This is a genomic window from Pseudomonas sp. BF-RE-25 (assembly GCF_019956105.1).
Lineage (GTDB): Bacteria > Pseudomonadota > Gammaproteobacteria > Pseudomonadales > Pseudomonadaceae > Aquipseudomonas > Aquipseudomonas migulae.
This window is the reverse complement of sequence record NZ_JAHBDB010000002.1, coordinates 111011-133064: the sequence shown is the minus strand read 5'-3', so window position 1 is coordinate 133064 and position 22054 is coordinate 111011. Positions and strand designations below refer to the sequence as shown.

Sequence of the window (22054 nt, the reverse complement as noted above, 5' to 3'; positions counted from 1 at the left end):
CGGCATGGATGCCGGGTTAGCCGCCCCCGGCCATGGATGGCCGATGGCGGCGGGCCCACGGAGCAGGACCGGAGCGAGGGCATGCCGAGCCTAGGCGAGGCACCGAACGAAAGGGGCAAGAGCCCTTGGTTACTTGGGGCTCTTCCAAGTGACTCGCCGTAAGGGCGAAACCAATAGCCGCCGTTACCGAAGAAACGGATAAACCCCCAACCCCAAGTCAGACCTTGTCAATCGGCACCCCATGGTTATTCTTCCACATCAGCACCACAGCACTGGCAATCACCGCAACCACAATCAAGTAAATGTTGAACATCCACCCAATATTCTCCGAGTACAACCAGGTCGTCAGGTACGAAGCCGTCCCCCCAAACACCGCCACCCCCAAAGAAATGCAAACCCCGAACATCCGTGTGCGATAACGGGTCGGAATCTGCTCCGAAATCGAAGCCGGTTTACAGCCGGTGATAAAGCCCACCAACAATAATCCAGCCGTCTGCGCCACCATCAACGTCCACGGTTCACTGGAAATCATCCCCCACAGCGGGAACAGCGTCGCGGCGATCCCGAGCAACGAAATCAGCGCCGAAATCTTGCGTCCCCACTGATCCGAGATCCAGCCCGAGATCGGCAAAAACACCAGGTAAATGACCTGAGCAATGCAACTCATGGTGAATGCACTACGCGGGTCCATGCCCTTGACACTGATGGCGTAGATCGACGCCGAAGTCACCCACGTGTAATACGTCAACGTGGCGCCCGCTTCATACAGAAACAACCGAACGCCGTGCTGAATGATTGTGCCGCGACTCCACGCCGGTTCTTCGCACGTACCACTGGCACTTGGGCTGTGCTCGCTTTCCATCATGTTGCGACGCAGCCACAAGGCAACCACCGCTAACAGGCCACCGGTGGCGAAGGGGATACGCCAGCCCCATTCCTGCATTTCACTGACCGACAGCAACGACGTCAGCAAGGCCATGTAAAACGTCGCCAGCAACGATCCGCAACCCACCGCGAGAAACACCGTGCTCGACCACAACCCGCGACGTTTCGGCGGAGCGATTTCAGCGATGTAGGCGTAAGAGGTGGTGGTTTCTCCACCGTGGGCAAAGCCCTGTACCAGCCTGGCCAACAGCAGGAGCGCCGACGCCCAACTGCCAATTGCGTCATACGAGGGGATGAACGCAATCAGCAAACTGGCGCTGGCCATCAGCAGCATGGTGCTGAGCAGCACCATGCGCCTGCCGAGTCTGTCGGCAAGGATGCCAAAGAAGATGCCGCCAATCGGCCGTAACAGGAACCCGGCGGCAAACACCGCCAACGTGTTGAGGAGGGCAGAAGTGGCGTTGCTTTTATCGAAGAGTGCCGCCGCGATGTACACCGATGCGACGGTATAGATCGTCCAGTCGAACCATTCCAGCAGGTTGCCGACGCCGGTGGCCATCAATGACTTTCTGCGCAAGGTGGTACGTGTTTTGGCCTGCCCGATCGAGTAGTCGGGCATGGTCTCGGTGATGTTATTCATTGTTGGCTCCGAGATGTTTCATGAACCACGGGATGTGGTGGGTAACGATGAGTTGCGTAAAGCTCCCTGAAAAAACGAGATGTCCCTGAATGCAAAACCTTGTAGGAGCCAGCTTGCTGGCGATCCAGGCACCGCGGTGTGTCAGGTGCACCGTGGTGATTTCATCGCCGGCAAGCCGGCTCCTACAGGTGGCGTCTGCGGATCAGGCGCGCAGATGCGCCAGCGCTACTTCCTCGATGCCGGCGGCATCCAGTTTGTAGTGCTCGTACAAGTGCGTCGGTGGTGCGATCAGGCTGTACTCGTCGTAGATGCCGTGGCGCTTGAGTTTCACGCCGACGCCTTCATCCGCCAGCACTTCGGCCACCGCAGCGCCCAGGCCACCAAGCACGTTGTGCTCTTCGACGGTCATCATGCGTTTGCTGCGTGCAGCGGCGCGCAGGATGGCGTCACGGTCGATCGGCTTGATCGACGCCATGTCGATCACGCCTATCGAACGCCCTTCGGCATTCATTTTGCGAGCCGCCGCCAGTGCCGGATGTACGGTGATGCCGCAGGCGATGATGGTCAGTTCCTCGCCTTCGAAGTGTTCATGAGCCTTGCCGAATTCGAAGGTCACGCCGTCTTCGTAAACGATCGGATCGCGACCGCGACCAATGCGGAAATACACCGGCTTGTCGTAGGTGGCCGAGGCTTTGATCGCTGCGACCAGTTGCGCGCCGTCCGCCGGCGACACCACCGCCAGATCAGCGATCGAGCGCATGGTGGCGATGTCTTCGGTGGCGTGGTGCGAGGTGCCATAGAAGCCCAGGGAAATGCCGGTGTGGTGCCCGATCAGGCGCACCGGTTGCGCCGAGTAGGCGACGTCCATGCGGATCTGTTCGCAGCACAACAAACCGAGGAACGAGGCAAAGGTCGCCACGAACGGCATCACTCCGCAGGTGGCCAGACCGGCGGCGGCCGTGACCATGTTCTGCTCCGAGATACCGAATTGCAGGTAGCGCTCGGGGTAGCGGCTGGCGAATTTGTTCAGGCCGTTGGAGTACTGCAGGTCGGCGGAACCGGCCATCACCGGATACCCGGCCTCAGTCAGCTCAATCAGCGCATCGGACAAATACGACAGGCCAGGGTTGAGCGCGTTAAGGCCACGGTACTGCCAGGAATTGGGGGAAAGAGGGGCATTCATGTTCAGATCTCCATGGCTTCAATTTCAGCGATAGCGCGTTTGGCGTCTTCCGGGTCGAGGTAACCGAGGTGCCAGCCGGGTTCGGTTTCCATGTAGGAAACGCCTTTGCCCTTGACGGTTTTGGCGATGATGCACACCGGCTTGTCGCGGGTTTCATCGGCTTTGACACGGCGCAGGGTTTCAGTCACTTCGGCAATGTTGTGGCCGTCGATGACGTGCACTTCCCAACCGAACGCGCGCCATTTTTCGTCCAGCGGTTCGATGCCGATCACGTCGTCGACCGAGCCGTCGAGCTGGAAGCCGTTGCGGTCGACAATCGCGATCAGGTGCCGGGCTTTGTGATGAGCGGCGCTCATTGCGGCTTCCCAGACCTGGCCTTCCTGCATTTCACCGTCTCCGAGCATGACGAACACGTCGTAGACTTCGCCGGTGAAACGCTGCGCCAGACACATGCCCAGGCCGCCGGAGAGAGCGTGGCCGATGGAGCCGGAAGAGAAGTCGATGCCGGGCACTTTGCGCATGTCAGGGTGATCGCCCAAAGGGCTGCCCAGGCGCGTGTATTCATCGAGCCACTCCTTGGGGAACACGCCAAGGTCCGCCAGGATCGGGAACTGGCCCACGGCAGCGTGGCCCTTGCCCATCAAGAAGCGGTCGCGGCCCGGCCATTTCGGTTCGTCGGGGCGAATGGTCATCACGTCGTAGTACAGCGCCGAGAACAATTCGGCGGCGGAAAACACCGAGGTGTAGTGGCCGGTCTTGGCGATTTCAATCAGGCGGATCGTTTCCAGGCGGACGAATTTCGCCCGGTCTTTCAACATCCTTACGGTCTCGGCGGACGGCACAAAATTGCTGGCTTTCCACTGTTCGAGTGTTTTGCGGGGTGCAGACATCTCTACCTCCAATCACAGGCATGAATTTGTTGAAGTTGAATCTCAGCGGCGGGGTTTGAACTTCACCCGGATAGTGGTGGGTTCAACGGCGCTTTTGAGTCGGTGCTCAGTGGGTCAGGCCTTCCAGCGCGCGCATCGCCCCGATCAATTCGTCACACGTCAGTGCGTCGCCCGATACCGAGAGAAAATTGCGAGCGTGAGGCGCTTTCAAGGTGGGCTCGGCCACTTGCATCAACACCGAATCATCGATGTTGAGTACGCCCAGTTCGGTCAAGTTGCGGGGCAGGCCGATGCGTTGATAGAAGCTCAACATGTCGCCCATGAGTTCGGCGTCGCGATCTTCCAGTACCAACTGCACGAGTAAGCCGTAGGCCACCTGGAAACCGTGGACCTGCTGTTGCGCGCCGGGGATTTTCGACAGGCCACGGGTCATCGCGTGGGCAATGGACAAGCCGCCGCTTTCGAACCCCAGGCCGCTCATCAACAGCACCGCTTCAATCAGGTGGTCGAAGGCGACCGTGACCTCGCCGGTACCGGCCTGCGCCAGCGCGGGTTCGGCGTATTGGCGAATGATGTGATAGCACTCGCGGGCGAGCACCAACCCTGACAGTGCCGGGCGGGCACCAAACATGTTCACGCCACCGGACTTGTAGCACTGCTCGGCTTCGAATTTTTTAGTCAGCGCATCGGCAATCCCCGCGAGCAAGAACTGACGTGGTGCCTGGGCGATCAACGCGGTGTCCACCAGCACATAGCGCGGGCTGACCAGCAAGTGGCCGACTTCGCTCAGTTGATGGTGGGCGTCGTAGACCACGTAGTTTTTCGACGTGGGTGCATCGTTGGAGGCCACGGTCGGCATGGTGATCAGCGCACGACCCGAGGTGTGGGCGAGAGCCTTGCCGGCGTCGATGCACTTGCCGCCACCGACAGCGAGGATCATGTCGAACTCGACCTCTGAAGCCGCCGTTCTCAGACCGGCGATGCCGTCGGCGGTGATCTCGCCGTCGAAGGTGATGTAGTGCAACTCGACACCATATTGCGCAGAGGTGGCATCGAGGCGTTGCCGGATCAGGCCCAGCACATAACTGTCGATGACCACCACGGCCTGGCGTCCGCAGTGCGCCAGATAAGTGCCCGCTTGGGCGAGCACTTCAGTGCCTTGGACATACCGTCCGGGCGAGCCGAAAACCAGATTCATTCAGAACCTCTCACTTCACTGCTTATTGTTATTCGAGGACTCGGCGACAGGCTGCCGGGGTCTCGGTCTTGTTGTGATGCATGATATATCATGTATTTAAACGGTCAAGCGCTCAAGCGACGAGATGACCTCAGGCGATCGAATAACCGCCGTCGACCGGCAAGGTTGCCCCCGTCACGTAACGCGCGTTGTCCGACACCAGGAAGGCGATCACGTTGGCCACGTCTTCCGGCTCCCCCCAGCTCTTCATCGGGATACGCGCCATGATCCCTTCGGATCGCGTCGGGTCCTCGAACGCTCGGCGCGACAGGTTGGTCATGATCCAGCCCGGCGCCACGGCATTGGCCCGCACGCCATCGGTCGCCCAGGCCACGGCCATGCAGCGGGTCAGTTCGGAAATGGCCGCTTTGCTCGATGCATAGGCCGGGGTCTTGGCGGAGCCGAAAATCGCCAGCATCGAGGCGAAATTGACCACCGCCCCGCGCGCGGCTTTCAGGCCGGGCAGGGCCGCGTTTGTGATGCGCATTACGGCGGTGAGGTTGACGTCCATTACGCGGCTGAAGCCTTCCAGCGCCCACTCGCGGTTGTGGTCAATGATGCCGGCGGCATTGACGATGGCGTCGATGCGCTCGAACGGCTCGAAGAAGCTGCTGACCGCTTCGTCGTCGGTCACGTCCAGTTCCCGGTAATGAATGCCCTCGACCCGTTGCTCGGGTTCGCCGAGCCCCACGGTGAACACCTCATAACCGTCCGCGTGCAGACGTTGAGCAGTGGCCAGGCCGATGCCGGAGCCGCCGCCAGTCACGATTGCAGTCTTTTTCATGGTCTTTCCTTATGCAGGGGAGGCGGGCGCATCACACGCCCGATCTGGAAAACAGAAACTCGGCCAGCAGATCGATCTGGCCGGTAATCATGTGCGCACCTTTATGAATGACGCAGCCACGCTCGGCGGCGGCGCTCAGCAGCGGGGTGATGTCCGGGTTCATCACCACTTCACCGACCACCGTGCCGGGGGCGAGGGTTTCGACAGGCAACGGCAGCGGGTCTTCGGCTTTGAGGCCCAACGCGGTGCCGTTGATCACCACATCGAAACCCGTCGCGTCGGCGAGGCCGGCGCTGACCTGCCGACCGGGGAACATCTGCCGCAGTTCATGGGCCAGCGCTTCAGCCTTGGCCGGCGTGCGGTTGCTGATCACCAACTCTTGAAGAGGCTCGGCGAGCAGTGCGTGAGCAATGCCCGTCGCTGCGCCCCCCGCACCGAGCAATAAAACGCGTTTGTTGCTCAGGTCATGGCCCTGCTTTTTCAGGCCAGCGACAAAGCCGTCGCCATCGAACATGCGCCCGCTGAAGCGGCCGTCGGGCAGGCGTTTGGCGACGTTGCACACTTGCAACAGGCTGGCCGTGCCTTTGAGCTCATCGCACAATTTCGCCACCTCAAGCTTGTGCGGCACGGTGACAATCACCCCCGCCAGGTTTTCAATCCCGCGCAAACCTTCCCACGCCGTGGCGAGGTTGGCCGGTGAGACTTCCCAGGGCACCAACACGCCGTCGTGGCCGAGACGTTCCAGCAGCGGGTTGAAAAATTCCGGGGTGCGCAAGTGTTTGGCAGGGTAGGTGAGATGAACCACGACCCGGGTTTTACCGGTGATAGGCATTGCCATGTTCCTTTGTGATTTTGTTGTGATGCATGATATATCCTCAATGTGAGCGTGAGTCAACACGGTGGTGAATCCAGACGCAGTAGCGGTGGAAAACCGATGATGTATCATGCGTTATTCGCGCTTGAGGCCTGCAGGTCAGTCAATCTGCCGAGCCGGCGCACCTTCATTGAACCTGGAGATCGAGTAACCGTGACCGTGCATAAGCCCATTGATAAAGGCAACTTGAGCGAACGGGTGTATTCCATTATTCGCACCGCGTTGATGGACGGGCAGTACCAACCCGGCGACCGGCTGCGTATCAGTACGCTGGCCGAGGAATTCGGTGTGTCGATCACCCCCGTGCGGGAAGCGATTTTCCGTCTGGTCAGTGACCATGCGCTGGACATGAAAGCGGCGACCTCGATCTATGTGCCGGAGCTGACGGTCAGCCAGCTGCGTGAAATCCAGTTGATCCGCCATTTGCTGGAAGGCGAGGCGGCCGGCGTGGCGGCCCAGCGGATCACCCAGCCGGAACTGGAGAAACTCGAAGCCATTCAGGACGCGTTCCAGAAGGCGGTTTCGGTCGACTACAAACAGGCGGCGCTGCTCAACCGCGAGTTCCACTTCGGTTTGATCTCTGCGGCGCGCATGCCCGTGGTGTCGAAAACCCTGGAAAACATGTGGGTCATCATGGGGCCGCTGCTGAGCCGGTTTCATGCCGAGGTGCCCAAGCGAGAGTTGGCCAGCGCCAAACACAAGCATTTCGAAGTGCTGGACGGCTTGCGTACCCGTGACTCGGCCAAAGCCAAAGACGCCATGCAGGCCGATATCGCCTGGGGCGAGCTGATGATCGATTGGCTTGAGAAAAAGGAAAACCTCGCTGAGGCATAACCACCGCGCCTCTGTCGCATCAAGCTGAACCTGCCGCCCGAGCTCCACATCAGGAGCCTCGGGCGCTGTCGTTTTATGGCTGGCCGAGCGGGGTGGCACTGGAACGTTCAGTCGGGCAATCCACTTGCCACCTTCGCCACCTTTGAGCGGTCAACCTTGAGGGCTTCAGTATCGTTGCCAGCCCTCCCGAGCAGAACGCCTGATTGCGCAAAGGTGTTTTGAACAGGATTCAGCAATCTCGCCGAGGTCTTTGCGTTATGGGTTTCGGTGTCGGGGTTTTCTGTGATTTTTCGAGACGCCGGACTCGCCTGGGGTTTTGCTCTGATCCGTATTTTTCTGCGCTATCTGCATCTGTCATGTACTCGGCCTGCGGCCCACAATGACCGCACGGTCCGCAGTCGCGGTAGCCACTGAACCGCAAACTCATCATGTAGGAGGCCCCATGCCCAAGATGGCCATTTTTCTGGGTGGATTTCTGCTGTTAACCATTTTGATCGGTGCCTTGGCCACGATCTCTCCGACCTGATTCCTTCCTTCAATGCGCAACAAGCACAACGCCTCCACTTGGGAGGCGTTGTTGTTTCAGCGGTACCGTTTATTTACAAGAATCCGTCGATGAACCCCGTAACCTGTAGGAGCCGGCTTGCCGGCGATGGCGTCATCACGGCTACCACCGCTTCGCCAGCAAGCTGGCTCCTACAGGTCGGGTATAACCCGCAATTTGTAGGAGCCGGCTTGCCGGCGATGGCGTCCTCACGGCCACCACCGCTTCGCCAGCAAGCTGGCTCCTACAGGTCAAAACGATCCAGGTTCATCACCTTCGTCCAGGCCGCTACGAAGTCTTTGACGAATTTCTCCTTCGCATCACTGCTGGCATACAGTTCGGCCAAGGCCCGCAGTTGCGCATTCGAGCCAAAGACCAGATCGACCCGCGTCCCGGTCCATTTCACTTGGCCGGTTTTGCGATCGCGGCCTTCGAACTCCTGATTGGCGTCCGACACCGGCTTCCATTCCACCCCCATGTCCAGCAGGTTTTTGAAGAAGTCGTTGGTCAATGCCTCCGGTTGCTGGGTAAACACGCCGTGTCGGGTCTGCCCGACGTTGGTGTTCAACACCCGCAAACCGCCCACGAGCACAGTCATTTCGGGTGCGCTGAGGGTCAGTTGTTGCGCCTTGTCGATCAACAGGTGCTCGGCCGTTACGCGGTAGCGGGTTTTCAGGTAGTTGCGGAAACCATCGGCGATGGGTTCGAGGAAGCCGAAGGATTCGACGTCCGTCTGCTCTTGCGAGGCGTCCGTCCGTCCCGGTGTGAACGGCACCGTCACGCTGTGACCGGCATTTTTTGCGGCTTGTTCGACAGCGGCGCTGCCGGCCAGCACGATCAGGTCCGCCAGCGAGATTTTCTTGCCGGTGTTGTTGAACTCACGCTGAATGCTTTCCAGTTTCGCCAGCACACTCGCCAGTTGTTCGGGCTGGTTGGCTTGCCAGGATTTCTGTGGCGCCAGTCGCAGGCGTCCACCGTTGGCGCCGCCACGTTTGTCGGAGCCACGGAAGCTCGACGCCGCCGCCCAGGCCGTTGATACCAGCTGCGAGACGCTCAGGCCAGAGGCGAGGATTTTGCTCTTGAGTGCTGCGACGTCACTGTCGTTGACCAAGGCATGGTCGACCGGCGGAATCGGGTCTTGCCACAACAGTTCCTCCTTGGGCATTTCCGGGCCGAGGTAGCGCGAGAGCGGGCCCATGTCGCGGTGGATCAGCTTGAACCAGGCACGGGCGAAGGCGTCGGCCAACTGATCCGGATTGGCCAGGAAGCGCCGGGCAATCGGTTCATAGATCGGGTCGAAGCGCAGCGCCAGGTCCGAGGTGAGCATGGTCGGGTTACGCCGCTTGGACGGGTCGTGTGCATCCGGAATAGTGCCGGCCCCGGCGCCGTTTTTAGCCACCCACTGGTTTGCGCCTGCCGGGCTTTTGCTCAATTCCCACTCGAAGCCGAACAGGTTTTCCAGGTAGTTGTTGCTCCACCGGGTAGGCGTGGTGGTCCAGGTTACTTCCAGCCCGCTGGTGATGGTGTCCGGGCCTTTACCGGTGCCGAAGCTGTTTTTCCAGCCAAGGCCCTGGGCTTCGAGACCGGCGGCTTCCGGCTCGGCACCGACGTTGTCGGCAGGGCCGGCGCCGTGGGTTTTACCGAAGGCGTGGCCGCCGGCGATCAGGGCCACGGTTTCTTCGTCGTTCATGGCCATGCGGCCGAACGTTTCGCGGATGTCCAGGGCCGAAGCGACGGGATCGGGATTGCCTTCCGGACCTTCCGGGTTCACATAGATCAGGCCCATCTGCACGGCGGCCAGTGGGTTTTCCAGATTGCGCCCCTCATCGGTACGGCTGTCTTCATTTCTCCCAGGCTCGGCCACCAGTGGAACATCGCCGGGTGCTTGCACGGGTTTTTGCGCTTTGTCGTAGCGAACGTCACCGCCCAGCCATTTGTTTTCCGAGCCCCAATAAACGTCTTCATCGGGTTCCCACACGTCCGCGCGGCCACCGGAAAAACCAAAGGTCTTGAAGCCCATCGACTCCAGCGCGACGTTACCGGTGAGGACGATCAGGTCGGCCCAGGAAATGTTGTTGCCATACTTTTGCTTGATCGGCCACAGCAGCCGGCGCGCCTTGTCGAGGCTGACGTTGTCCGGCCAGCTGTTGAGCGGGGCAAAGCGCTGTTGACCGGAACCGGCACCGCCACGACCATCACCGGTACGGTATGTGCCAGCGGCGTGCCAGGCCATGCGGATGAACAGCGGCCCATAGTGACCGAAGTCTGCTGGCCACCAGTCTTGCGAATCGGTCATCAGTGCCGTCAAGTCTCGCTTGACCGCCGCAAAGTCGAGTTTTTTGAACGCTTCGGCGTAGTTGAAGCCTTCGTCCATGGGGTCTGACAGGGACGAGTGCTGGTGCAGGATCTTCAGATTCAGTTGGTTCGGCCACCAGTCACGGTTGGTGGTGCCACCGCCTGCGGCATGATTGAACGGGCATTTCGATTCGTTTGCCATGTGCGAGCTACCTTTGGTCGTGTTCTTCCGGCTATCGGGCCCGGGGCGGGCGTTAAATAGCAACGAGCGGAATCAAGGACATAGGCTGCAGGGCCAGCAGTTGGATCAACTGATTGTGGTGACCACACGGGAATTCTGAACAGCGGCAATCAGGTTGCCTGCGCGGTGGCCCACGGGTGGCCTAGTCAAGCTTCGGGCTCATTCCTGTCTCCTTTTCAGCGCTAATCCGGCCGGCTTATGGCGCCAGCGCAGACTAAGGTTAGACCTGAGTCGGGAAGTCAGCTAATAGGGCGAGTGTTGGGGCGTGATAGACGTACTCTTTCAATCTGGCGCCCGGAAACATTTCAAGGCCTCGGTTGTTTACGCTACTGGCTGGGTGCCACAATACTTCTTTGACGAAGCATCATGATCAGGCGGATCAAATGGACGGACTCGGACCCCGGTATGCCCCGGATGCTTTGATAGCAGCGCAGGTACGCACTGATCGCCTGCACCAGTTGTTCCATCAGTCGGTGACGGCGATTCCGGGCAGTGTCCTGGCGGCGATCATGTTGTGCCTGCTGTGTTGGGAGCGCTTCGATCACCACGTCATTTTTTGGTGGATGGGCATTCTGACGGCGTCGACCTCATTGCGCGTCGCGATGTTTATCGCCTATTTCCGCAGCGACAAAAGTACGCGCACGCCTGAGCAATGGGAGTGGAAATACTGGAGCACGCTGGTGTTATCTGCCGGTATCTGGGGCGCAGGCGCGCTGGCATTGATGCCCCCGGACGATATTCTGGCTCAGTCACTGGTCATGCTTTTTACCGTCGGGATGTCGGTCAGTGCGGTGTCCTGCTATTCGGCCTACCGATACATGACGCTGGTGTCCATTGGCCTGGTGTTGTTGCCGTGCACGATATGGCTGCTGTTCCAGCCGTCAGCAATGCAAGTCGGCATGGCACTGGCGGTGCTGGTGTTTGCCTCCTTCGTGGCCAGCGCTACCCGCAAACTCTCCGATGCGGTGGAAACCGCCTTTCGATTGACCCGTGAAATGGAGCAGGCGCACCGCATTTCCAATCTTGCCGCGCAGACCGATGAACTCACCGGCCTGAGGAATCGCCGGGCTTTTTTCGAGCACGCCCAGCAGTTGCACAGTTACTGCAAAAACAATCAGCTGCCGCTGTGCGCCGTGATGCTGGATATGGATCACTTCAAACACATCAACGACACCTATGGTCATCAGGTCGGGGACCAAGTGCTGAGTCAGATGGGCCTGGTCATCAGCACCTCGTTTCGTGAAACGGATGTCTACGGCAGGCTGGGGGGAGAGGAGTTCGCCATTCTGCTCCCGGACACCTCGATTGAGGAAACCCTGAACATTGCCGAGCAACTCATCCGCTCCATTGCCGAACTGATGACCGGGCCGGTGCATTGCATAACGGCCAGCCTCGGTGTCGCGTCGATGGACGCCTCCGACCTTGATTTGCACAGCTTGATGAACAACGCCGATAAGGCCCTGTATCGAGCCAAGGCCCGTGGCCGAAACCAGATCGCCGTTTCCGAGTGATGCCGTGCAAGGCTTGTGACCTGGCGGTCATTCAAGTTGCACCGGCAGAGCGCGCTTCTATATAGTGGCAAAATAATATCAACTATAAATAATTTGCTGGCAGGGCTGCATTCACACCGTTGGGCGCTCCGTGCTGGTTGAAGAATCGCGCACTTGAGAATGTCCATGCCTAATCGCTCTTTGCACTTCAAGCTGTTCTGGACGGCCCTGATCGGGACCGTCGTCGTCATGGCGCTGCTGCTGGGCTCCATCGCCTATATCGCTTATGGCTCCTCCGTCAAAGAAACCGCCGAGCTGGTCGACACGGTCGTCAAGGCCAATGCCAAGGAAGTGGAAGTCGAACTGGGTGTCGGTTTTACCGTCGCCGAATCGCTGGCCAGCGTCGCAACGGCCATGCAGCAACAGCACGTTGATCGCAAGACCGCCGATGCCGTGACCCGCCAACTGTTTGAAGCCAATCCGCAACTTTTGGGCCTGGGGCAGTATTGGGAAACCAACGCCTTCGATGGCAAGGACAGCGAATTCGCCAACCAGCCGAATCACGATGCCACCGGCCGTTACCTGACCTACTGGAACCGTGCGAGTGGCTCGGTGAAATCGGAAGCGCTCAGCGGTTACGCCCCGGAAAATGCCGATAACCAGTACTACTATCAGCCGCTGCACAGCCGCCAGCCGTGGGCTTCCGAACCGTTTGCCTACAGCACGGGCAGCGGCCAGAAAGTCATGATGGTGTCGATCATGGCGCCGCTGTTGCAGGGCGGCAAAGCCCTGGGTGTGGCGGGTGTCGATATCCCGCTTGAAAGCATCAATCGGCAACTGGCGAAAATCGATGCCTACAAAGGTTATGGCGCTCTGGTTTCGAGCAACGGCCTGTACGCCAGCCACCCTGATGCGAAGCGTTTGAGCCAGCCGGCCGACGATTTGCCGACGGCTGCCAAAGAGGCGATCAAGGCCGGTCAGCCGTATGGCTTCCAGCGCGATGGCTGGGGTTATGTGTTGCAACCGGTGCGTATCGGCAAAGCCCCGAACACTTGGGCGCTGATGGTGGCGTACCCGCTGGCGGAAGCCATGGCGGGCATCAATCAGTTCCTCTGGACCGCCGTCGTCATCGGCCTGGTGGCGCTGTTGGCATTGGCCATCGTGCTCTGGCATTTGCTGGCGTGGCACATTCGTCCGCTGTCCGGCCTGACGGTCGGCATCCAGGCCTGGGGCGGCGAATTGGGCCTGCGATTTGAACAACGCAGCGGCGATGAAACCGGCAAACTGGCGGGCGCATTCAACCAGTTTATCCAGCGCCTGGGGGATCTGGTGGGGTCGATTCGCCACAGCAGCGGCGCCCTGATGCAGATCTCCAATCACCTGGGCGATACCACTCAGGCCGTTGCCGACCGGGCGACGTCGCAGCACACCGCAACCGAAGAAATGGCCAGTGGCGTCACCGCGCTGGCGCACTCGGTCACCGAGATGTCGCAGCAAGCCGAAGACGTGGAGCAACTGGCGCGCAACACCGAAGAGCTGACCAAGCATATCTCCGGCGATATGAACCAGACCCTGGCCGGGATCACCCACATCGACCAGACCATGGACGACGTTGCCGGCACTGTGGGCGACCTGGAAAAACGCTCGCAGCAGATTGCCGGGATCATCGCGGTGATTCGCAGCATCGCCGACCAGACCAACCTCCTGGCCCTGAACGCTGCAATCGAAGCCGCACGGGCAGGGGAGCAGGGACGCGGTTTCGCCGTGGTGGCGGACGAAGTGCGGCAACTGGCAGAACGCACCAGCCGCTCGACCGGTGAAATCGGCGAGATGATCGGCGCCATCGGTTCTGATGTGCGCAACACCGTTGCCAACGTCCAGCAAGTTGGCGAAGCGGTGCGCCTGGGCGTGGTGCAACTGACCACCTCGGCACAAGGTGTCGATCAGATTCGCCAGCATGCCCAGGACATTCTGACGCGCATCAGCGAAGTCGCGCGCCAGACCCAAAGCCAGGCCGCCACCGGTGAGCAATTATCCGTCGCTATCCAGGGTGTCAGCCGGATCTCCGAGCAGAACGATCACGCGATCCGTAGCCTGCTCGATCAGTCGCTGCAATTGCGCGATCAGGCCGGCTCGTTGAACCAGCAACTGACGCAATTCAAGGATTGAGAACTGCCTGCAGGAGGCGGCGGCGAAATCTTGCGTCGTCGCCGCTGGCCACCGGCGCTCAGGCTTTTTCGCACGGACAGTGGCAGTTAATGCGCAGGGTGTTTGATGACAGTATTCTGTCTGCATAACAATCACCGCTGAATTGTGCGAGCGCCAACCCTTGAAGAGTCGAGCATTGCTGGTTGGGGTGGACATGGGCACCTCAAGCACTCGAGTCGTTGTCATGGACGAAAACGGCCGCAACCTGGGCGCCGCCAGTCGCCCCACACGTTTGTTGAATCCTGCGCGTCAGGTGTTCGAACAGAACCCTGACGAACTGTATGCCTCGGTCCTGCTGGCGATAAAGGATGCCTTGAGTCAGTCCGACTTCCAGCTCGCGGACGTTAGCGGCCTGGCGATTTGCGGACAGATGGCCGGGATTTCCACCATCGGCCGGGACTGGGAGGCGACCACGCCTTATGACTCGTGGCTGGATCTGCGTTGCGCCAGTCAGGTCCCGCGACTGAAGACCTGCGAGCCACAGATCATCCAATGCTCGGGTGGCCCGGTGAGTGCCAATCACGCGGCGAAATGGCTGTATTGGCGCGAGGAGCAACCACACACCTATCGCAAGATCAGCAAGATCATCATGCCGGCCGCGTATGTCGCGGGGCGCATGGCCGACTTGAACAGCGATGCCGCGTTCATGGATTACACCTACCTGGGCTTCAACAGTTTTGCCGACAGCCAGGCGATGCAATGGAACACTTCGCTCATTGAGGCATTCGGCCTTGAGGCCGACCGGCTGCCCACGCTGGTAAAACCCTGGGATCGCATCGGCTCGGTCGGCCCCAGTGCGTCGAGCGTTTGCGGACTGTTGGCCGGCACGCCGATTTATGCCGGCTGTGGGGATATCGCCGCCTCGTTGCTGGGCACCAGGGCCTTCACGCCGGGGCAACTGTTCGACATTGCCGGCACCGGTTCAGTGTTGGCGACGTTGCTCGACCACTATGCGGTCGACTCCCAGCACAACACCCTCACCACGTTCCGGCATTGCATCCCCGAGCTGTTTTATTCGATGGCCTACGTCGGTGGGGCCGGCATCAGTCTCAATCGGTTCGGTCTCGATGGCGTCGAATGCCAACAACTCGAACAGCGGGCCGCCGCGCCGTTGGCCGAGCGCAATAAATTATTGTTCTTGCCCCATCTCGGCGGGCGCCATGCACCGTTCGATGCCTCGCTGGCCGGCGCCTTCGTCGGTCTCGACTGGACCCACGACCGCAGCGACCAATACCGGGCGATGCTGGAGTCGATTGCCTACGAATACGCGCGTTTTCTCGGGTGCATGAAGGACATGCAGATCGTTGTCGATCAGGGTGATGTATTCAGTCTGGGCGGCGGCTCCGGCAGCCAGTTGTTTAACCAGATCAAGGCCGATGTGCTGGGTCTGCCTTACCGCAAACCTCCGGCCGCCGAGTACGGTGTACTCGGCGCAGCCATGTTGGCGGGGCACGGTGCCGGGGTGTTCCCTGATTTGCAGCAGACCGCCACTGATTGGCCGCGTCTGGACGAAACCCTGACCTTGCCCGACGTTTCGAAACAGGCGTTCTATGCCGGCATGCGCAAGGCCTATGAGCGGATGCTGACAAACCTCAAGCCGGTATTTGCCGATCTGCAGGCGGTTTCGCTTCCCTGAGCACGATGTCGTCAGGCGTCGGGCTCAGAATGTGTCGCGACGCGGTGTCGAGGTGCTTGAAGTACTGAACGGCAAACTCGACAAAAGATCTGACCCGTGGCGGCAATTTCTTCCCGCCTTCGGTGAGCAAATGGAACCCCGTGGTAGGGCATTGATAGTCTTCCAGCAGCGGCACCAGCCGCTTGGCCTGAATGTCCTCCGCCACCTCCCAGACCGACTTCCAGATAATTCCCAAGCCTTGAACCGCCCACTGGCGCAGGGTAAAGCCGTCGTTGGCCAGCCGGTTGCCCTTGACCTGAATCGTGGTCGGCACGCCCTTGCTGATGAACTTCCAGCGATCCAGTGCAAAGTCGGCGCGCAGTTGCACCAGGCAGTTGTGTTGATGCAGGTCTTCGGGGTGCAGGGGCGTGCCGTGTTGTTCAAGGTACTGCGGCGAACAGCAGACCATTTGCCGGTCCACACCCAGGCTGCGGGCGATCAGCGAGCTGTCCGGCAGGTCGCCGAAACGGATCGCGATGTCCGAGCCGGACTCGACGAAGTCCAGTATCCGGTCAGTGAAAAACAGGCGGATGCTGACATGCGGGTTTTCGCGGATAAACGCATCGACCAATTGGCTGACCCACTGCCGACCCAGGTCGGTCGGGCAGGTCAGGCCGATGGTGCCCAGCAGGTCGCTTTGACCGTTTTTGATGACGCTGTCGAGCGCATCAACCTGTTCGAGAATTTTCAGGGCGTTCTCAAACAGCAACTGCCCTTCGGCGGTGGGGCTCAGGCTGCGGGTGTTGCGCTTGAGCAAGCGCAAACCATAGAACTCCTCCATCGCCTTGAGCCGGCCACTCATGGCCGCTGGCGACAGGCCCATTTGTCGTCCGGCGGTTGAAAGTGACCCGGTCTGCACGACCAGGCGAAACATTCGCATGTCCTGTAATCGATCAACCATGGCAGTTCGTCTCGCGGAAGTTTCTTGTTAGTTGTTCATGAAGTATCGGCCGATTATTCAGTTAAAGCCATATTGTCGGCGGCGTTGATAAGTACGGCCATAAACATGAGAGCCCCTTGGAACGGGCGTTTCAGGGCACTTGTGAAGGTAATTCAAATGAGTTTGTTGTTGGCTTCACCTTTCGGAATAGTTGAAAAGTCAATTTTTTAAAAGTGAATAGAAAATGCTGGGTGATTGTTAATAATGAATGCCTGCGCTTGATGAGTCACAATAAGAAGAGGGTTTATGTATGCGTGTTCAATATCAAGAGGCCGCCCCAGCGATTGATCTGGCCGGCCAATTCAAATTGGCGATGGGTCGCTTCGCCTCCTCCATAACCCTGATCACCACACTCGATGATGACGGCCACCCCCATGGCCTGGCGGCAACCGCTTTTTCTTCGGTGTCGATGGACCCCGCATCGGCGCTGATCTGCATCAACCGAAGCGCCAGCGCCTCACCCGTGATCAAACGCTCCGGGCTGTTCTGCGTGAACATGCTGCAAAACAACCACGAACCGATCTGCAAGATTTTCAGCCAGCCGGACCTGCGCGAGCAGCGCTTTGTTGCGGGCGAGTGGCAGACCGGCATGGACGGCATCCGTTACCTGGTCGACGCGCAGGCTGCGATCTTTTGCGAAGTGGTGCAGGAGATCGAACACGGCACGCACACCATATTCATCGGCAACGTCATTGATGTGATTACGCAACCTCTGGAAGAGCCGCTTCTGTATATGGGCGGGCGTTACAGGGAACTTGGGATTTAAACAGTCGTTGTGTCTTGCTCGGTCTTATAACAATTAGATAAGAAGTGGATGTGGGTATGAATAATCAGTTGCTGGTGAAATCAAGACTGTCCGGGTCCATTCCCAAGTGGATCGGACTGGACACCAATGTCGCAGGCCCGATGATCGGCCTTTTATTGTTATGCACGGTATTAACAGTCTTCACCGATAGTTTTCTGACGTTGAGTAACCTGCTCAACGTACTGGATCAAGTCACCGTGCTCGGCATCATGGCGCTGGGCATGACGCTGGTGATTCTCATCGGCGGTATCGACCTGTCCGTGGGCGCGGTGCTCGCGGTGGCGATCATGGTCATGAGCTGGCTCGAACAGGTGCTCGGGTTGCCGATGTGGGTCGCCATGCTCGGTGCGATCGCTGCCGGTGCGGCGTGTGGTTCAACCACGGCGTTGATGGTGGTCAGGGCAGGGTTGCCGTCTTTCATTGCCACGCTGGCAATGATGTCCATCGCTCGCGGGCTGGCCTACATGGTTACTGACGGCGCGCAAGTCAGCGGTTTCCCGGAGTGGTTCAGCAACCTCTCGGTGATTCGCTACGGCGGTGTGCTGTCGCTGACCGTGACCTGCTTCATCGTGCTGGCCCTGGTGTTCTGGTTCGTTCTCAAGTTCACCGTCCCCGGCCGCAGCCTGTACGCCATCGGCGGCAGCAGCAAGGTGGCCAAGCTCGCCGGCATTCGCGTCAAGGGCTACACCAGTGCCGTCTACATCATCTCGGGCATTTGCGCCGCGCTGGGCGGAATCATCATGACCTCGCGCCTGGACACTGCCGGAGCGGGCGCCGGCGTCGGTTATGAGCTGGATGTGATCGCGGCGGTGGTCATCGGTGGCGGCAGCCTCAAGGGCGGCGCCGGCAGCGTGGTCGGCACGATTGTCGGCGTACTGATCATCGGCGTTTTGCGCAACGGCTTGAACCTGGCCGGCATCTCTCCCTTCGTCCAGCAAGTGGTCATCGGCGCGGTGATTGCCTTCGCGGTGATGCTCGATCTGCTCAAGCGCAAAGCTGACTGAACCCCCTGTGGTCGAACCGTCCAACACACAATAAAAAGGATAAAGACATGAACCTCCACGCATTTTCGCGGCGCTTTCTGTGGCTGCCGCTGTTGACCTGCATGATGTCGGCAGGTGTTCACGCCGAGAGTAAACCGGTGGAACAAATCACTGTCGGGATGTCGATCCCGAGCCTGCAATGGGTGTTCTACCTGATGGTCCGTGACGGCGTCATGGAACAGGCCAAGACCCTGGGCATCAAGAACGTGCTGGTGGCCGACGCACAGGCCGATCCCGCCCGCCAGGTCAGCCAGATTCAGGACATGTTGAGCAAGGGCATCGATGTGCTGCTCTATACCGCCACGGGCAGCGCGGCGTCGGCCGTGCCGGTGCGGCTGGCGCGTCAGCAGGGCGTGCCGGTGATCTGCATCGACAATTTCCCGAAGAACGTCGAATGCGATGCCTACATCTCCACCGATAACCTGGCGGCAGCGGGTGAGCTGGCCCGGCAGATGATCGCGCTGACCGGGGGCAAGGCTGAAATCGGCCTGCTCCAGGGCACCTTGGGCGACTCGACGGAAGTGGCTCGGGCCAAGGGCCTGAACGCGGTGCTGTCCCAGGCGCCGGAGATGAAAATCGTCGACCAGAAACCTACCGACTGGCTACAGGACAACGGCTTCAAAGTCGCCCAGGACATGCTGCAGAAGAACCCGAAGATCAACGTCTTCATCGGCCGTTCCGATGCCCCGGCGCTCGGTGCCGCCCAGGCGGTCAAAGTCGCCAACATCGATCACAAGGTCTGGGTGTTCGGCTACGACGGTTTGCCGTCGGCGCTGGAAGCCATCCGCGACGGCAAGCTGGACATGACCATCACCCAGCAAGCGGTGGAAATGGGCCGTACAGCATTGCGCACTGCGGTGAATCTGCAACAAGGCAAACCGGTCGAGAAGACCCAGCTGCTGCCGGCCTTCGTCACCACCCGGGAAAACGTCGCGGCTTTCCTCGAGCAACATCCTTGAGACCGGCGAAGGAGGGCACGTCATGAAAGCGATCACCAGCGATCAGGCGCCGCTGTTCAGCGCCTGCAACATCGGAAAATCCTTCAACTCGGTCAAGGTGCTGGAGGACATCAGTCTCGATATCGGTTACGGGGAAGTGGTGGCGCTGCTGGGGGAAAACGGTGCGGGCAAATCGACCTTTTCCTCCATCGTCGCCGGAGCGCTGACGCCGTCCAAAGGCACGATGTTCCTCGCCGGCCAGCCCTATGCACCGACCGGTCCGGGGGCGGCGATTGCCCTGGGGATCAACATGATTCATCAGGAGATCCATCTGCTGCCTGACCTGAGTGTGGCCGAGAACGTTTTCCTCGGCCATCTACCGACCCGGGACGGGATCATCGACCGCAAGCACATGTACCGCGAGACAGAAAAACAGCTGCGTCGCCTGGGCCTCGATATTTCGCCGGACACCCCTGTGCGCCAGTTGAAAATCGCCGCGCAGCAACTGGTGGAGATTGCCCGGGCACTGACGTTCAATTCGCGGCTGCTGATCCTCGACGAACCGACGGCGGCGCTGGGCAAGGAAGAGACCGACCTGTTGTTCAGACAGATCGAGGAGTTGAAGAAAGAGGGCGTTTCTTTCATCTACATCAGCCATCGGATGGAGGAGATTGCCAGGATCGCCGACAAGGTGGTGGTCATGCGCGATGGTCATCTCATTGCTCGTCACGAAACCGGAGCGGCCGATGTCAGCGTGCTGGTGTCGCAGATGGTCGGACGTTCGATCGAGCGCTTGTTTCCGCAGCTGCCAGCGCCTCGCGAAGAGGTGGTGTTGAATGTTGAACAGCTGTCGGACAAGGCCGGGCGCTTCCACGACATTTCGTTTTCGGTGAAGGCCGGCGAAGTCTTCGGCATCGCGGGCATTGTCGGCGCCGGCCGCACGGAGCTGGTTCAGGCGATTGCCGGGTTGAGTGCGGTGAATCACGGCAAGGTGATGCTGGGTGACCGGCACCTGCCGGCCAACAACGTGTTGGCGGCGATCCGTGCCGGCGTGGTGCTGATCCCCGAAGACCGCAAGTCCGAAGGTGTGGTGCTGAGCCAGACCATTGCCGAAAACCTCGCCTACTGCAATCTCGACAGCCTGAGCTCCTGCGGCGTCATGGCCAATCAGCGGGTACTGGCGTTTGCCCAGGAGCGCATTGCGACACTGGGGATCAAGGGCCTGGCGGAACAGATGCTCGACAAGTTGTCGGGCGGCAATCAGCAGAAAGTGGTCATCGCGAAATGGATCGCGCGCAACCCGAAAGTCATCATTCTCGATGAGCCGACCCGGGGCATCGACATGGGCGCGCGAGCGGCGATTTACGAGTTGATCATCGAACTGTCGAAGACCGGCGTGTCGGTGATTGTCGTGAGCTCTGACCTTGAAGAAGTCATCGGTTTGTCCCATCGGGTGATGGTCATGGCGCGCGGTTGTTCCCAAGGGATTTTGCACCGACCGCAGATCGCGCCCGACACCATCATGACCCTGGCCACCGCTTGATAACGGGCTGTCACTGAGGAGCTCCATCATGTCTACCCCGTATCAACCGCTACCTTACCGGCCCTTTACCGAGTTGCTCGACTTGCGCGGTAAAACCGCCGTCGTCACCGGCGGTGGCAGTGGCATCGGGTTCGCCATCAGCCAACGGCTGGCCGAAGCCGGGGCCAACGTGCTGATCGGCAGCCTGGCGCCGGAGCGTTGCCATGAACTGATCGAAGCCGGTTTTGCCGTTTCGTTCCTGGCCACCGACGTCTGTCGTCCCGCCGACATCCAGGGCCTGGCAGACACCGCCATCGAGCGTTACGGCCGTCTCGATATCTGGATCAACAACGCGGGTGTTTATCCGCTCAAGGCCGTTGACGACATTGATCCGGGTTTCTGGGACGAACTCCACGCCATCAATACGCGTGCGGTGTTTCTGGGGGCACAGGCCGCTCAACGGCAAATGCGCAAGCAGGCGAGTGCCGGAGCGATCGTCAATCTGTCGTCGATTTGCGGTCACCGGCCAATGGCCAATCACTGCACCTACGACGCCTCAAAAGGCGCGGTGCTGGCGATGACGCGAAGCCTGGCCAAGGACCTGAGCGCCTTCAACATTCGCGTCAACTCGGTATCCCCCGGGCTGACGGCAACGCCAGGCAATCTGGAGCCGGAGCTGCTGGCGCAACACCGACAGAACAACGTGTTGAACAACATTGCACTGGGGCGGCCGGCAGAGCCCTTCGAGATCGCCAATGCGGTGCTGTTTCTGGTGTCGCCACTGGCCTCCTACGTGACGGGTATCGATCTGTTGGTGGACGGCGGCTGGTTGCTGCACGGCAGTTGAAGAGGCGCGGCTGATTGCGCTTGCTCAAGCCGATCGCCGCGAAAAATTGAACGCATCCCTTGAACGTTGCGACTTGCAGCGCCGGCACTGGCACGCCTGCAAAACGAGCGCACGTCCTGAAAGCGGTGTGCTGCGCATAGAAATCAAGCAGCGCACCGATCACTGAAAACAGCAGGAGA

16 protein-coding genes and 2 pseudogenes are annotated in these 22054 nt (G+C 59.9%); 10 read left to right on the top strand and 8 right to left on the bottom strand.

Annotation, left to right across the window (positions count from 1 at the left end; translation table 11 throughout):
* Positions 1-217: 217 nt before the first annotated feature.
* From KGB24_RS01260 to KGB24_RS01235, 6 genes are all read right to left on the bottom strand, one after another.
* Positions 218-1525 (bottom strand): MFS transporter, encoded by a 1308-nt coding sequence (locus KGB24_RS01260; protein WP_223416367.1) that lies wholly within the window; start codon positions 1523-1525, stop codon positions 218-220.
* Between the two features lie 202 nt (positions 1526-1727).
* Complete coding sequence (locus KGB24_RS01255) at positions 1728-2708, bottom strand: transketolase family protein (RefSeq protein ID WP_223416366.1); 981 nt, start codon at positions 2706-2708, stop codon at positions 1728-1730.
* Between the two features lie 2 nt (positions 2709-2710).
* Positions 2711-3598: a transketolase gene (locus KGB24_RS01250; protein ID WP_192228395.1), complete on the bottom strand. Its 888-nt coding sequence runs from the start codon at positions 3596-3598 to the stop codon at positions 2711-2713.
* Between the two features lie 106 nt (positions 3599-3704).
* Entirely contained in the window at positions 3705-4796 is a 1092-nt protein-coding gene (locus KGB24_RS01245; RefSeq protein WP_223416365.1) for a glycerol dehydrogenase, read from the bottom strand.
* A gap of 130 nt (positions 4797-4926) precedes the next feature.
* Entirely contained in the window at positions 4927-5619 is a 693-nt protein-coding gene (locus KGB24_RS01240; protein WP_223416364.1) for an SDR family NAD(P)-dependent oxidoreductase, read from the bottom strand.
* Positions 5620-5650: 31 nt separating this feature from the next.
* On the bottom strand, positions 5651-6451 hold the full coding sequence (locus tag KGB24_RS01235; RefSeq protein WP_192228393.1) for a shikimate dehydrogenase family protein: 801 nt from the start codon (positions 6449-6451) through the stop codon (positions 5651-5653).
* Positions 6452-6646: 195 nt separating this feature from the next.
* On the opposite strand from KGB24_RS01235, the gene KGB24_RS01230 reads away from it, so the two are divergent.
* The gene (locus tag KGB24_RS01230; protein WP_032829125.1) at positions 6647-7327 is read left to right on the top strand and encodes a GntR family transcriptional regulator; all 681 of its coding nucleotides are present in this window, start codon (positions 6647-6649) and stop codon (positions 7325-7327) included.
* Positions 7328-8115: 788 nt separating this feature from the next.
* On the opposite strand, the gene katG is transcribed toward KGB24_RS01230, so the two are convergent.
* Positions 8116-10368 carry a catalase/peroxidase HPI gene (gene katG / locus KGB24_RS01225; RefSeq protein ID WP_223416363.1) on the bottom strand — a complete coding sequence of 751 codons (2253 nt, stop codon included), beginning with the start codon at positions 10366-10368 and terminating at the stop codon, positions 8116-8118.
* Between the two features lie 422 nt (positions 10369-10790).
* On the opposite strand from katG, the gene KGB24_RS01220 reads away from it, so the two are divergent.
* From KGB24_RS01220 to KGB24_RS01210, 4 genes and pseudogenes are all read left to right on the top strand, one after another.
* Positions 10791-11918: a sensor domain-containing diguanylate cyclase gene (locus tag KGB24_RS01220; protein WP_223416362.1), complete on the top strand. Its 1128-nt coding sequence runs from the start codon at positions 10791-10793 to the stop codon at positions 11916-11918.
* A gap of 159 nt (positions 11919-12077) precedes the next feature.
* A pseudogene (locus tag KGB24_RS29325) lies at positions 12078-13205 on the top strand (cache domain-containing protein); the annotation flags it as partial.
* A gap of 324 nt (positions 13206-13529) precedes the next feature.
* A pseudogene (locus KGB24_RS29320) lies at positions 13530-14066 on the top strand (methyl-accepting chemotaxis protein); the annotation flags it as partial.
* Between the two features lie 187 nt (positions 14067-14253).
* A complete protein-coding gene (locus KGB24_RS01210) occupies positions 14254-15741 on the top strand; it encodes a xylulokinase (protein ID WP_317846492.1) in 1488 nt (495 codons plus the stop codon).
* On the opposite strand, the gene KGB24_RS01205 is transcribed toward KGB24_RS01210, so the two are convergent.
* Positions 15698-16681 carry a LysR family transcriptional regulator gene (locus KGB24_RS01205; RefSeq protein WP_263287627.1) on the bottom strand — a complete coding sequence of 328 codons (984 nt, stop codon included), beginning with the start codon at positions 16679-16681 and terminating at the stop codon, positions 15698-15700. The two genes, KGB24_RS01210 and KGB24_RS01205, sit on opposite strands and share 44 nt — an antisense overlap.
* A 289-nt stretch (positions 16682-16970) precedes the next feature.
* On the opposite strand from KGB24_RS01205, the gene KGB24_RS01200 reads away from it, so the two are divergent.
* From KGB24_RS01200 to KGB24_RS01180, 5 genes are read left to right on the top strand one after another with little or no spacing between them, the layout of a single operon-like run.
* Positions 16971-17486, top strand: coding sequence for a flavin reductase family protein (locus KGB24_RS01200; RefSeq protein WP_223416358.1), 516 nt, complete (start codon positions 16971-16973; stop codon positions 17484-17486).
* A 56-nt stretch (positions 17487-17542) separates the two neighbouring features.
* Positions 17543-18529, top strand: coding sequence for an ABC transporter permease (locus KGB24_RS01195; RefSeq protein ID WP_008033226.1), 987 nt, complete (start codon positions 17543-17545; stop codon positions 18527-18529).
* A gap of 47 nt (positions 18530-18576) precedes the next feature.
* Positions 18577-19527: a sugar ABC transporter substrate-binding protein gene (locus KGB24_RS01190; RefSeq protein WP_008033227.1), complete on the top strand. Its 951-nt coding sequence runs from the start codon at positions 18577-18579 to the stop codon at positions 19525-19527.
* A 22-nt stretch (positions 19528-19549) separates the two neighbouring features.
* Complete coding sequence (locus tag KGB24_RS01185; protein WP_008033229.1) at positions 19550-21049, top strand: sugar ABC transporter ATP-binding protein; 1500 nt, start codon at positions 19550-19552, stop codon at positions 21047-21049.
* A gap of 28 nt (positions 21050-21077) precedes the next feature.
* Positions 21078-21875: an SDR family NAD(P)-dependent oxidoreductase gene (locus KGB24_RS01180; protein WP_207286420.1), complete on the top strand. Its 798-nt coding sequence runs from the start codon at positions 21078-21080 to the stop codon at positions 21873-21875.
* The last annotated feature ends 179 nt before the right edge of the window (positions 21876-22054 follow it).

Coding starts and splice junctions, on each gene's coding strand:
- KGB24_RS01260 (WP_223416367.1), bottom strand. CDS start 1,525: ATGAATAACATCACCGAGACCATGCCCGACTACTCGATCGGGCAGGCC.
- KGB24_RS01255 (WP_223416366.1), bottom strand. CDS start 2,708: ATGAATGCCCCTCTTTCCCCCAATTCCTGGCAGTACCGTGGCCTTAAC.
- KGB24_RS01250 (WP_192228395.1), bottom strand. CDS start 3,598: ATGTCTGCACCCCGCAAAACACTCGAACAGTGGAAAGCCAGCAATTTT.
- KGB24_RS01245 (WP_223416365.1), bottom strand. CDS start 4,796: ATGAATCTGGTTTTCGGCTCGCCCGGACGGTATGTCCAAGGCACTGAA.
- KGB24_RS01240 (WP_223416364.1), bottom strand. CDS start 5,619: ATGAAAAAGACTGCAATCGTGACTGGCGGCGGCTCCGGCATCGGCCTG.
- KGB24_RS01235 (WP_192228393.1), bottom strand. CDS start 6,451: ATGCCTATCACCGGTAAAACCCGGGTCGTGGTTCATCTCACCTACCCT.
- katG (WP_223416363.1), bottom strand. CDS start 10,368: ATGGCAAACGAATCGAAATGCCCGTTCAATCATGCCGCAGGCGGTGGC.
- KGB24_RS01220 (WP_223416362.1), top strand. CDS start 10,791: ATGGACGGACTCGGACCCCGGTATGCCCCGGATGCTTTGATAGCAGCG.
- KGB24_RS01205 (WP_263287627.1), bottom strand. CDS start 16,681: ATGGTTGATCGATTACAGGACATGCGAATGTTTCGCCTGGTCGTGCAG.
- KGB24_RS01200 (WP_223416358.1), top strand. CDS start 16,971: ATGCGTGTTCAATATCAAGAGGCCGCCCCAGCGATTGATCTGGCCGGC.
- KGB24_RS01195 (WP_008033226.1), top strand. CDS start 17,543: ATGAATAATCAGTTGCTGGTGAAATCAAGACTGTCCGGGTCCATTCCC.
- KGB24_RS01190 (WP_008033227.1), top strand. CDS start 18,577: ATGAACCTCCACGCATTTTCGCGGCGCTTTCTGTGGCTGCCGCTGTTG.
- KGB24_RS01185 (WP_008033229.1), top strand. CDS start 19,550: ATGAAAGCGATCACCAGCGATCAGGCGCCGCTGTTCAGCGCCTGCAAC.
- KGB24_RS01180 (WP_207286420.1), top strand. CDS start 21,078: ATGTCTACCCCGTATCAACCGCTACCTTACCGGCCCTTTACCGAGTTG.